This window comes from Xanthobacter sp. BG11Y11_SDJG, from assembly GCF_057364445.1.
This window is the reverse complement of record NZ_JBNFNU010000117.1, coordinates 1-11,117: the sequence shown is the minus strand read 5'-3', so window position 1 is coordinate 11,117 and position 11,117 is coordinate 1. Positions and strand designations below refer to the sequence as shown.

Genomic DNA, 11,117 nt, shown 5'->3' with positions numbered 1-11,117 from the left:
CCGCCGGCCAAGCGCCGGGGGCGGTGCCGGGGGCGGGCCGGGGGGAGGCCGCCGCCGCGCCTACTTCTTGACCAGCGGGCAGTCGCTGTCCTGGAGCGGACGGAACGCCCGCTCCGGCGGGATGGTGGCGAGGATGGTGTAGTAGTCGAACGGCCCCTTGGATTCGGCGGGCTTCTTCACCTGCACCAACATCATGGGGTGGACCACGCGGCCGTCCTCGCGCAGGTGGGTCGGACCGAACAGCGGGTCGTCGAAGGTGCCGGCCTCGCGCATGGCCTTGACCACGGCGGCGCCGTCCTTGGCCGACCCGGTCTTCGCCACCGCCTTGAGATAGGCGAGCACCGCGGAATAGGCGCCGGCCTGGTTCATGGACGGGTAGCGGCCGCCATTGCGTTCGGCGAAGCGCTTGCCGAACGCGCGGGTGCGCTCGTTCTGGTCCCAGTAGAAGGCGGTGGTGAGCTGCAGGCCCTGTGCGGTCTTCAGCCCCAGCGAATGGATGTCGGAAATGAACAGCAGCATGCCCGCGAGCTTCTGCCCGCCGGCGACGATGCCGAATTCCGACGCCTGCTTGATGGCGGTGATGGTGTCGCCGCCGGCATTGGCGAGGGCGATCACGTCGGCGCGCGAGGCCTGGGCCTGCAGCAGATAGGACGAGAAGTCCTTGGTGTCGGTGGGGTGCCGCACGCTGCCCACCACCTTGCCGCCGTCGCGCACCACCACGGCGCCGGCGTCGCGCTCCAGCGCGTGGCCGAGGGCGAAGTCCGCGGTGAGGAAGAACCAGGTCTTGCCGCCCGCTTTGGTGATCGCATCGGCGGTGCCGTGGGCGAGCGCCCAGGTGTCGTAGGTCCAGTGGACCGAATTGGGGGTGCAGGCCTTGCCGTTGATGTCGGAGCTGCCGGAGGCGGTAAACAGCGCCACCTTGTTCTTCTCCTTCACCAGCGGCGCGATGGCGAGGGAGATGGCGCTCGTGGGCAGGTCGACGAGCACGTCCACGCCTTCGGAATCGAACCACTTGCGGGCGATGCTGCTGGAGATGTCGGGCTTGTTCAAAGCGTCGGCGGAGACCACCTCGATGTCGAGCCCCTTGGCTTGCGGAAGCGCCTTGAAGTCCTCCACCGCCATCAGGGTCGCATCCAGTGCGCCCTTGCCGCCGATGTCGGAGAAGATGCCCGACATGTCGGCGAGCACGCCGATCTTGACCGGGACAGAGGCGGCGGAGGCCGGCGCGGCGCCCATGAAGGCGCAGGCGGCGAGGGCCAAGGCGGCCCTCAGGCGAGGAGACGGCATGATTGATCCTCCCAGTCGGATCTTATGGGCTAGGGCCGGGCTGCGAATGTGCGCGGCCTCGCTGTAATTCTTGTACAGGAATTAATAAGACACATATAGGAATTTTCAGTCAAGCCCTCGCGAGGGGACGGCGCCTCGGCTAGAACGGTGAGAGATGAGGCGGCGCCGCGCGCAACACGGCGGACAGGGCATCAGATGAGTGTGAAGCAGGCGGCCAACGTTCTGGAGCTTCTGGAATATTTTGCCCAGCGGCAGCGGCCGGCGACGCTCGCCGAGATTTCGGACGATCTCGGCTGGCCCCGCTCCAGCACGTTCAATCTGGTCGGCACCATCGTCGAGAAGGGCTATCTTTACGAACCTCGGCTCAGGGCGGGCTATTACCCCACCCCGCGCTGGCTGCCGCTGGTGCAGCGCATCGCCGACGCCGAGCCCTTGCCGGAGGTCGCGGCGGAGATCGTCGCCCGCATCTGCCGCGAGACCGGCGAGACCACCGCCATCGCCGCCCTCAGCGGCGCCTATGCCATGTTCATGCAGGTGCAGGAATCCACCCACCCGGTGCGCTACCACGCCACGGTGGGCGACCGGGTGCCGGCCCATGCCAGTTCGGTCGGCCGCGCGCTGCTGGCGCAGCTGGCGCCGCAGGCCCGCGAGGCGGTCTATCGGAAGATGGCCTTCGAGCGCTATTCGCAGACGACGCCGGTCAGCGTCGAGATGGTGGAGAGTGAACTGCGCGCGGCGCAGGATCGCGGCTATCACCAGAGCTGGTCGGAATACATTCCCGACCTCGCCGGCGTGTCGCTGGCGCTGCGCATCTGCGACCGCCCCCTGTCGATCGTCGTCGCCGGGCCGGTCTCGCGCTGCCTGGAGCGGCGCCCGGAGATCGCCGGGATCATGCAGCGCGCGCTTGCCTCCTTCGACGCGCAGCTTCCCGGCTGAGCCGCGGCGAACCCACGCCCGGCCGGGTGCGCGTCCGGTGCGGGATCAGGCGCTCCCGCCCCAGCCGGCCAGCACCTCCTCCGCCGAGGCGGCAAGGCCCATGGGGCGGTCCGGAACCTGCGAGGGAGTACGCGAGAAGCGCGGCGCGGGGGCGGCCTGCACCACGCCGCCACGGGTCACGAAGGCGCCGCGCGCGGCAAGGTGCGGGTGCTCCGGCGCCTCCAGCAGCCCCATCACCGGGGCGACGCAGGCGTCCGAGCCCTCGAACGCCGCCACCCATTCCGCCTGGGTGCGGCGGGCGAACACCTCTTCCATGCGCGCCGTCAGCTCCGGCCAGAGCGCGCGGTCGTTCTGCCGGTCGAAGGCTTCGTCGTCGAGCCCGGCGATGCGGCGCAGCTCGGCATAGAATTGCGGCTCGATGGGTCCGACGCTGAGATAGCGCCCGTCCGCGCAGCGGTAGGTGTTGTAGTAATGCGCCCCGCCGTCGAGCATGTTGGTGCGCGGCGGGCCGATCTGGCCCAGCGCCGCGCGGGCGTGGAACAGCGAGAGCAGTGCGACCACGCCGTCGCACATGGCGGCATCCACCACCTGGCCCTTGCCGCTCGCGCGGGCGGCGAGCACGGCCGCGAGCACGCCCGCGACCAGGAACATGGTCCCGCCCGCATAGTCGCCGACGAGGTTCAGGGGCGGCGTCGGCGCCCCGTCGCGGCCGCGGATGGCGTCGAGCGCGCCGGTGATGGCGATGTAGTTGATGTCATGTCCGGCCGTGGACGCGAGCGGGCCGTCCTGGCCCCAGCCGGTCATGCGGCCATAGACCAGAGGCGCGTTCGCGGCGAGGTCGTCAGGCCCGAGGCCGAGGCGCTCCATGACGCCGGGGCGGAAGCCTTCCAGCAGAACCTCGGCGCCGAGCGCGAGGCGCTTCGCCGCGGCCTTTCCGGCCGGGTCCTTGAGGTCCAGCTCCACCCAGCGCCGGCCGCGCGAGACGATGTCGCGCGGGTCCTTCGGCGTGGTGCCGGGACGCGTCACGCACACCACGTCGGCGCCCATGTCGGCCAGCAGCATGGCCGCCAGCGGCACCGGGCCGATGGCGGAGAATTCGAGCACCCTGAGGCCGGCGAGCGCCCCGTCGCGGGGTCGCCATGTCCATTTCCTTGCGTCGTCTCCCGGACGCGCCGCCCGTGTCCATGCCGGCGTCGGCAAACGCGAGCGACGCGCCGCGGGGAGGCGGCGCGTCGCTCGTTCGGCTGCGCGAAGGCGCGCCCTGCCTCAGTTGGCGAGGCCGACGTCGAACTTCGCCTCGGTCTTGGCGCGCACCTCGTCGAGGCTCACGCCCGGCGCCAGCTCCTTCAGCACCAGCGTGCCGCCGCGCTTGGTGAACTCGAACACCGCGAGGTCGGTGATGACGAAGTCGGTGACGTGGGTGCCGGTGAGCGGCAGGGTGCAGCGCGTCACCAGCTTGGGCGCGCCGGACTTCTCCACGTGCTCCATGAGGACGATGACTTCCTTGGCGCCGGCGACCAGGTCCATGGCGCCGCCCATGCCCTTCACCATCTTGCCCGGCACCATCCAGTTGGCGATGTCGCCGTGCTCGGACACCTGCATGGAGCCGAGGATGGAGAGGTCCATGTGCCCGCCGCGGATCATGGCGAAGGAATCGGACGAGGAGAAATAGGAGGTGTCCGGCACCTCGGTCACGGTCTGCTTGCCGGCATTGATGAGGTCGGGGTCCTCCTCGCCCTCATAGGGGAAGGGGCCGATGCCCAGCATGCCGTTCTCGCTCTGGAACGAGACCGTCATGCCCGGCGGCAGCGCGTTGGCGACGAGGGTCGGGATGCCGATGCCGAGATTGACGTAGAAGCCGTCGCGGATCTGCTGGGCGGCGCGGGCCGCCATCTGCTCGCGGGTCCAGGCCATCACTTCACCTCTTCGCGCTTGCGGGTGGTCACCTTCTCGATGCGCTTCTCGGCGCCCTGCTCGACGATGATGCGGTCGATATAGATGCCGGGCGTGTGGATGTTCTCGGGGTCCAGCTCGCCGATCTCCACCAGTTCCTCCACCTCGACGATGGTGATCTTGCCGGCGGTCGCCATCATCGGATTGAAGTTCCGCGCGGTCTTGCGGTAGATCAGGTTGCCTTCCTTGTCGCCCTTCCACGCCTTGATGATGGAGAGGTCGGCGGTGAGCCCGGTCTCCATCACGTAATGGTGGCCGTTGAACTCGCGGGTCGGCTTGCCCTCGGCGATCACGGTGCCGTAGCCGGTCTTGGTGTAGAAGCCGGCGATGCCCGCCCCGCCGGCGCGGATGCGCTCGGCCAGCGTACCCTGGGGGTTGAACTCCAGCTCCAGCTCGCCGCCGAGATAGAGCTGCTCGAACAGCTTGTTCTCGCCCACATAGGACGAGATCATCTTCCGGATCTGCCCGTTGGCGAGCAGGATGCCGAGGCCGAAATCGTCGACGCCGCAATTGTTGGACACGACGGTGAGGTTCTTGACGCCGGCGTCGCGGATGCCCGCGATGAGATTTTCCGGAATGCCGCACAGGCCGAAGCCGCCGGCCATGATCGTCATGCCGTCCGCCAGCACGCCCTCGAGCGCGCTCGCCGCGTCCGCATAGACCTTCTTTCGCAAGATCCCCTCCCTGATGCCCTCAAGGCCAAATGAGCTCGGCCGCCCTGCGGGCGAAGGCCGCCGACAGCAACCCGGTCTGCGCGGCGTCCTGCGACGCCGCGTTGCCGGCCTTCGCCCGCGCCGCGATCCCCTCGAAAATGACAGACCAGCGGAACAATGCGAAGGCCATGTGAAAGTTCGTCATCTTTGCCCCATGTCGGGCCGAAGCGGAATAGGCCGCGACATAGGATTCCAGATCGGGGATGCCGAGGGCGGGAAGGTCGAGCCCGCGGATGCCGCCATACTCCTGCGGCAGGGACACCCAGGCCATGGCGCAATGGGCGAGGTCCGCGAGCGGGTGGCCGAGGGTGGACAATTCCCAGTCGAGCAGCGCCACCACGCGCGGCTCGGCGGGGTGGAACATGAGGTTGCCGATGCGGAAGTCGCCGTGGACGATGCCGGTGGTCTCGTCCTCAGGCACGTTGGCCGCGAGCCACGCGGCGACGCGGTCGAGGTCGGCGTCCTCGCGGGTGCGCGAGAGCGCCCACTGGCGCGTCCAGCGCGCGATCTGCCGGGCGAAGTAGTTGCCGGGCTTGCCGTAGTCGGCGAGGCCGATGGCGGCGAAGTCCACATTGTGGAGCGCCGCCAGCACCTTCGCCATCTCGCGGTACATGGCGCCGCGCGCCTCCGGCGTGACCCCCGGCAGGGTGCAGTCGTGGAACACCCGGCCGTCCACCCGCTCCATCACGTAGAAGGGCGTGCCCACCACGCTCCGGTCGGCGCAGAACAGCGCCGCCGGCGGCACCGGCACGCCGGCGCCCGAAAGCGCGCTGATGACGCGGTATTCCCGGTCCACCGCGTGGGCGGAGGGCAGGAGTTCGCCCGGCGGCTGCTTGCGCAGCACCAGCCGGCGCTCCGGATAGGTGACGAAGAAGGTGGGGTTCGACTGCCGCCGGCGATCCGGCTCACCGCCATGGGGCCGGAGGTGCCGTCGAGCCGCTCCTTCAGGAAGGCGTCGAGCGCGGCCGGGTCGAAGTTCGGGAGCGTCGGCGCCGACGCTCATGACGCGGCCACCGGCCAGCGCCAGAAGCCGTCGCCTTCCTTGTCCAGGAAGCGCGAGAGCACCATCTGGTGCACCTCGTCCGCGCCGTCCACGAGGCGGGCCTGGCGGGCGTAGCGGTAGATCCATTCCAGCACGGTGTCCTTGGAATAGCCGCGCGCACCGTTGATCTGGATCGCCATGTCGGCCGCCTGGTGCAGCGTGTTGGCGGCCTGGATCTTGGCCATGGACACCTCCTTGCGGGCGAGCCGGCCCTGGTCCAGTTCGAACGCCGCCTTCATGGTGAGCAGGCGGCCGATCTCAATTCCCATGGCGGTCCGGCCCAGCATGAGCTGCACGCTCTCCCGGTCGGCGAGCCTGACCCCGAAGCCGGTGCGCACGGCGGCATAGTCGCGGGCGATGGCGACGCACCGCTCGGCGAGGCCGAGCCAGCGCATGCAGTGGGTGAGGCGCGCCGGGCCGAGGCGGATCTGCGTCACCCTCAGGCCCTTGCCCTCGCCCAGCAACACGTCCTCGGCGGGGATGTGAAGGCCCTCGAACTCCAGCTCGCAATGCCCGCCATGCTCCTCCGGCCCCATGATGGGGATGCGCCGCACGATGCGCCAGCCCGGCTGGTCGCGGTGGAACAGGAAGGCGGTGAGGCCGGTGCGTTCGTCGTCCGAGGTGCGGGCGACGACGATGAAGTGCGCCGCCTCCTCCGCCCCGGTGATGAACCACTTGCGGCCGTAGATGCGGTAGGAGCCGTCCGGCTGCTTCTCGGCGCGGGTGGCGATCATGCCCGGGTCGGAGCCGCCGCCGGGATGCGGCTCGGTCATGGCGAAGGCGGAGCGCACCTTGCCCTCGGCGATGGGGGCGAGCCAGCGCGCCTTCTGCTCCGCCGTGCCGCAGGCCTCCAGCACCATCATGTTGCCGTCGTCCGGGGCGGCGGAATTGAACACGACGGGTCCGAAGATGGAGCGGTTCATCTCGCCGTAGCACACCGCCATGCCCATGCGGCCGACGCCGAGCCCGCCATTCTCCGGCTTGAGCTGGAGGCACCACAGGCCCTCGGCCTTCGCCTTGGCGCGCAGGCTAGAGAGCAGGTCGGCGCGGATGTTCTCGTGCGCATCGTAGGAGGCGGGGTCCGCTTCCAGCGGCATGACGTTCGCGGCGACGAAGGCGGCGATGCGCGCGCGCAGGTCGTCCAAAGCGGGGGAGATGGTGAAGTCCATGGCGGGGGCCTTCAGAGGGAGGAGACGAGATGGCCGCCATCCACCGCCAGCTCCGCGCCCGTCATGTAGGCGGACGCGCCGGAGGCGAGGAAGAGCAGCGGCCCGGTGAGGTCGTCGAGGGTGCCGAGGCGGCGGGTGGGGATGCGGCGGACCAGCGCCTGGCCGGCCTCGGTGGCGAAGAAGTCGCGGTTGAAGTCGGTCTCCACGTAGCCGGGGCACAGCGCGTTCACGCGGATGGAATGGCGCGCCCATTCGAGCGCCATGGCGCGGGTGAGCTGGATCAGCCCCGCCTTGGAGGCGGCATAGGCCGCCACCTGCCCGGCGACCCGGAGCCCGACGATGGAGGCGATGTTGACGACGGTGCCGCCCGTGCCGGCGGCGATCATCGCCTTCGCCGCCGCCTGGGCGGTGAGGAAGGCGCCCTTGAGGTTGGTGTCCACCACTTTGTCCCAGTCGTCGGCGGTCACGTCCAGCAGCGCCTTGGTGGTGGCGATGCCCGCATTGTTGACCAGGATGTGGAGGCCGCCGAACGCCGCGATTGTGCCCGCGACCGCCGCTTCCACCGATTGCGGCTCGGTCACGTCCATCGCGAAGGCGCGGGCGGTGCCGCCGGCGGCGGCGATCTCGTCCACCACCCGCGCGCACCCTTCGCGGCTGCGCGCGCACACGGCGACCTTGGCGCCCGCGGCGGCGAGGATGCGGGCGAAATGGGCGCCGAGCCCTTGCGATCCGCCGGTGACGAGCGCCACCCGCCCCTCAAGCGACACGGTGAAATCCGAAGCCTGATCGCCCATCCCGACCCTCCCCCATCCGCGTCGTGGTGCCCGCCTGTCGTCCGGTCTTGATTTATCGAGCGAGCGCTCGCTTTATAGACGGGCGGCGTTTCCCAAGGCAAGTGTGCCGGCCGTCGGCATGGGGCGGCGCGAGGGAGGGGCGAGGCTTGGCAAAGCGGACCGCAGGTCACGCGGCGAAGGATGCCGGGACGGGCAGGGCGAAAGCTCCCTCTGCCGGGCCGCACTTCGGCCTGCCGCCGGGCCTCGATCTCTCGCCGGAGGCGCTGGCCGCGCGCATGCTGGCGCGCCACCGCGCCACCATCCGCATCAAGAAGCCGGCGGTGGCGGTGCCGCGCCTCGCCCACATCGCCCAGGTGACGCTGACGCTCGCCAATGCCCGCGGCTTCCATTCCATGAGCCTGCGCGACCTCTCGGAGGGCACGGGGCTGAGCATGGGCGCGCTCTACGCCTATTTCTCCTCCAAGGAGACGCTGCTCGCCATGATCCTCGACGTGGTGGCGGAGGTGGTGGAGGAGGTGCTCGGCCATCCGCCCGAGGGCCTTCCCGACGCCCGCGCGCGCCTTGCCTGGCTGATAGGCGCCCATGTGGCGCTCACCGAGGCGATGCTGGACTGGTTCACCTTCGTCTACATGGAGGCGAAGGCCTTCCCGCCGGAGGCGCGCGCCCGCGCCGTGGCGAGCGAGGCGCGCACCGAGGCGCTGTTCGCCGCCGTCATCGAGGAGGGCCGCGCGGCGGGCCTGTTCCCGGTGGAGGACGTGGCGCTCGCCGCCGCCTTCATCAAGCCCATGGTGCAGGACTGGTATGTCAAGCGCTCGAAATATCGCCGGCGCGGGATTTCGCCGCAGCATTTCGCGCAGGGCCTCGCCGCCTTTTCGGCCCGGGCTCTGGGCGCCGCCTGAGCGCCGCCCTCGCGTCCCGGCCGACTGGAGCGATCAGCGGAGGGAGCGCCGGGACCCAGCGCAAGAGGTGCGCCGAAGGCGGCTTCTGAAACCGAGGCTCCTGAGCATTGCCTGCTTCGCAGGAGTCCTGCGCTGGGCCCCGGATCGGCGCTCCGGCTGCGCCGTCGCTGGTCCGGGGCGCTGTAGTCTTAGCGTCACGGAAAATTCGTACATCCCCCTCCACCGATCCCATCGCTGGAGGGTTCCATGTCCTTCGCCGCCTTCGCGCGCGCCACGCTCGCGGCCGCCGTTTTGCTGCTGCCCGGCGCCGCGCTTGCCGACTTCAAGCTCGACCCGCGCTTCACCGACGCCAATGGCGACATGGTCGCCGACGCGCCGACCGATGCGGCCAAGCAGATCGACCCCGACACCCTGGTGTTCGCCTATACCCCGGTGGAGGACCCCGCGGTCTATGCCAAGGTGTGGGCCGAGTTCCTCGACCACCTGGCCAAGACCACCGGCAAGAAGGTGCAGTTCTTCCCCGTGCAGTCCAACGCCGCGCAGCTCGAAGCCATGCGCGCCGGGCGCCTGCACGTGGCCGGCTTCAACACCGGCTCCAACCCCATCGCGGTGGCCTGCGCCGGCTTCGTGCCCTTCACCATGATGGCGGCGAAGGACGGCGCCTACGGCTACGAGATGGAGATCATCACCTATCCCGGTTCCGGCATCACCAAGGTCGAGGACATCAAGGGCAAGAAGATGGCCTTCACCTCGGAGACCTCGAACTCGGGCTACAAGGCGCCGTCCGCGCTTCTGAAGTCGCAGTTCGGCATGGAGGCCGGCAAGGACTTCGAGCCGGCCTTCTCCGGCAAGCACGACAATTCCATCATCGGCGTCGCCAACAAGGACTATCCCGCCGCTGCCATCGCCAATTCGGTGATGAAGCGCATGATCGCCCGCGGCGTCATCAAGCCCGAGCAGGTGGTGACGATCTACAAGTCGCAGACCTTCCCCACCACCGGCTACGGCTATGTCTACAACCTGAAGCCGGAGCTGGCCGAGAAGGTGAAGCAGGCCTTCTTCACCTTCGACTGGGAAGGCACCGCGCTCCAGAAGGAGTTCAAGTCCGCCGAGCCGCCGCAGGAGAAGTTCATCCCCATCACCTTCAAGGACACCTGGGCGGTGGTGCGGCAGATCGACGACGCCATGGGCGTCGCCTATACCTGCAAGTGACGCCGAAGGCGTCACAGTCAGTTCAAGTGACGCCGAAGGCGTCACAGTCGAGACGAGTGACGCGTTTGGGTCATTGGCCCGCTGCACCCGGTCTTGTGGGCTCGTCATCCCCCGGCTTGTCCGGGGGATCTACGGTGCCGCGCGGCCGGGCCCTGCGAACGCCGGGCCCCGGCGCCGCCCGGTGGATGCCCCGGGCAAGCCGGGGCATGATGGCGGTGACTGACGCCGTGTCCGGGTCCGTTTCGCACCCGCTGTCGGGACCATGTCCATGCTGACCCTCTCCCGCCTCACCAAGCGCTATGCCAAGGGCGACGCGGCGCTCACCGACGTGTCGCTCGAGGTGCCGGCGGGCCAGGTGGTGGGCCTCATCGGCCCCTCCGGCGCCGGCAAGTCGACCCTCATCCGCTGCGTCAACCGCCTGGTGGAGCCCACCTCCGGAACGGTGCGGCTCGGCGCCCTCGACGTGACCGGCCTCTCGCGCGCGGGCCTGCGCCAGGCGCGCCGGCGCATGGGCATGATCTTCCAGGAATACGCTCTGGTGGAGCGGCTCTCCGTGATGGAGAACGTGCTGTCCGGCCGGCTCGGCTATGTGGGCTTCTGGCGCGCCTTCCTGCGCCGCTTCCCCCAGGCGGACGTCGATCGCGCCTTCGCGGTGCTGGAGCGCGTCGGCCTCCTCGACCATGTGGACAAGCGCGCCGACGAATTGTCCGGCGGCCAGCGCCAGCGGGTCGGCATCGCCCGCGCGCTCGTGCAGGAGCCGGACCTGCTGCTGGTGGACGAGCCCACCGCCAGCCTCGATCCCAAGACCTCGCGCCAGATCATGCGGCTCATCGTCGAGGTATGCGCGGAGCGCCGGCTGGCGGCGATCGTCAACATCCACGACGTGGCGCTGGCGCAGATGTTCGTGGAGCGCATCATCGGGCTGAAGGCCGGGCGCATCGTGTTCGACGGACCGCCCGACACGCTCGACGCCGCCGCGCTTACCGCCATCTAGGCGAGGAAAGACTGGTCGCGCACCATCCGCGATGACGGACGGCGCCGACGCGCACCCCGAGGGACGCCGCGGCGGGACGCCAAAAAGACGCCCAGGACCCGCGCCGCGCGCCGCGCCC

10 protein-coding genes and 1 pseudogene are annotated in these 11,117 nt (G+C 69.7%); 4 read left to right on the top strand and 7 right to left on the bottom strand.

The annotated features are described in order from the left end of the window. Positions 1-60: 60 nt before the first annotated feature. The gene (locus tag AC2W7M_RS11820; RefSeq protein ID WP_486132533.1) at positions 61-1,287 is read right to left on the bottom strand and encodes an ABC transporter substrate-binding protein; all 1,227 of its coding nucleotides are present in this window, start codon (positions 1,285-1,287) and stop codon (positions 61-63) included. A gap of 195 nt (positions 1,288-1,482) precedes the next feature. Here AC2W7M_RS11820 and AC2W7M_RS11815 point away from each other — a divergent pair, with 195 nt between their 5' ends. Next, positions 1,483-2,223 (top strand): IclR family transcriptional regulator, encoded by a 741-nt coding sequence (locus AC2W7M_RS11815; RefSeq protein ID WP_486132532.1) that lies wholly within the window; start codon positions 1,483-1,485, stop codon positions 2,221-2,223. 45 nt (positions 2,224-2,268) lie between these two features. Here AC2W7M_RS11815 and AC2W7M_RS11810 read toward each other — a convergent pair. The 6 genes and pseudogenes from AC2W7M_RS11810 to AC2W7M_RS11785 all read right to left on the bottom strand — a co-directional run. Next, positions 2,269-3,348: pseudogene (locus tag AC2W7M_RS11810) on the bottom strand (CaiB/BaiF CoA transferase family protein); the annotation flags it as partial. A 141-nt stretch (positions 3,349-3,489) separates the two neighbouring features. Beyond that, positions 3,490-4,137: a CoA transferase subunit B gene (locus AC2W7M_RS11805; protein ID WP_486132531.1), complete on the bottom strand. Its 648-nt coding sequence runs from the start codon at positions 4,135-4,137 to the stop codon at positions 3,490-3,492. Beyond that, positions 4,137-4,853: a CoA transferase subunit A gene (locus tag AC2W7M_RS11800; RefSeq protein WP_486132534.1), complete on the bottom strand. Its 717-nt coding sequence runs from the start codon at positions 4,851-4,853 to the stop codon at positions 4,137-4,139. Before AC2W7M_RS11800 ends, AC2W7M_RS11805 begins: the two co-directional genes overlap by 1 nt. A gap of 16 nt (positions 4,854-4,869) precedes the next feature. Then, positions 4,870-5,892, bottom strand: a complete 1,023-nt coding sequence (locus AC2W7M_RS11795; RefSeq protein ID WP_486132530.1) for a phosphotransferase family protein — start codon at positions 5,890-5,892, stop codon at positions 4,870-4,872. Then, positions 5,889-7,100 carry an acyl-CoA dehydrogenase family protein gene (locus AC2W7M_RS11790; protein WP_486132529.1) on the bottom strand — a complete coding sequence of 404 codons (1,212 nt, stop codon included), beginning with the start codon at positions 7,098-7,100 and terminating at the stop codon, positions 5,889-5,891. The genes AC2W7M_RS11795 and AC2W7M_RS11790 overlap by 4 nt, the downstream gene beginning before the upstream one ends. Before the next feature lie 11 nt (positions 7,101-7,111). Further along, on the bottom strand, positions 7,112-7,894 hold the full coding sequence (locus tag AC2W7M_RS11785; RefSeq protein WP_486132528.1) for an SDR family NAD(P)-dependent oxidoreductase: 783 nt from the start codon (positions 7,892-7,894) through the stop codon (positions 7,112-7,114). A gap of 146 nt (positions 7,895-8,040) precedes the next feature. Between AC2W7M_RS11785 and AC2W7M_RS11780 the strand changes: the two genes are divergently transcribed. From AC2W7M_RS11780 to phnC, 3 genes are all read left to right on the top strand, one after another. Further along, a complete protein-coding gene (locus AC2W7M_RS11780; protein ID WP_486132527.1) occupies positions 8,041-8,793 on the top strand; it encodes a TetR/AcrR family transcriptional regulator in 753 nt (250 codons plus the stop codon). 246 nt (positions 8,794-9,039) lie between these two features. Beyond that, positions 9,040-10,005, top strand: coding sequence for a phosphate/phosphite/phosphonate ABC transporter substrate-binding protein (gene phnD, locus AC2W7M_RS11775; protein WP_486132526.1), 966 nt, complete (start codon positions 9,040-9,042; stop codon positions 10,003-10,005). Between the two features lie 268 nt (positions 10,006-10,273). Next, entirely contained in the window at positions 10,274-10,999 is a 726-nt protein-coding gene (gene phnC, locus AC2W7M_RS11770) for a phosphonate ABC transporter ATP-binding protein (RefSeq protein ID WP_486132525.1), read from the top strand. The last annotated feature ends 118 nt before the right edge of the window (positions 11,000-11,117 follow it).

What these genes read in the sequence shown, in the direction of transcription:
- AC2W7M_RS11820 (WP_486132533.1), bottom strand. Translation starts at nt 1,287, where the DNA reads ATGCCGTCTCCTCGCCTGAGGGCCGCCTTGGCCCTCGCCGCCTGCGCC.
- phnC (WP_486132525.1), top strand. Translation starts at nt 10,274, where the DNA reads ATGCTGACCCTCTCCCGCCTCACCAAGCGCTATGCCAAGGGCGACGCG.
- AC2W7M_RS11785 (WP_486132528.1), bottom strand. Translation starts at nt 7,894, where the DNA reads ATGGGCGATCAGGCTTCGGATTTCACCGTGTCGCTTGAGGGGCGGGTG.
- AC2W7M_RS11815 (WP_486132532.1), top strand. Translation starts at nt 1,483, where the DNA reads ATGAGTGTGAAGCAGGCGGCCAACGTTCTGGAGCTTCTGGAATATTTT.
- AC2W7M_RS11805 (WP_486132531.1), bottom strand. Translation starts at nt 4,137, where the DNA reads ATGGCCTGGACCCGCGAGCAGATGGCGGCCCGCGCCGCCCAGCAGATC.
- AC2W7M_RS11795 (WP_486132530.1), bottom strand. Translation starts at nt 5,892, where the DNA reads ATGAGCGTCGGCGCCGACGCTCCCGAACTTCGACCCGGCCGCGCTCGA.
- phnD (WP_486132526.1), top strand. Translation starts at nt 9,040, where the DNA reads ATGTCCTTCGCCGCCTTCGCGCGCGCCACGCTCGCGGCCGCCGTTTTG.
- AC2W7M_RS11790 (WP_486132529.1), bottom strand. Translation starts at nt 7,100, where the DNA reads ATGGACTTCACCATCTCCCCCGCTTTGGACGACCTGCGCGCGCGCATC.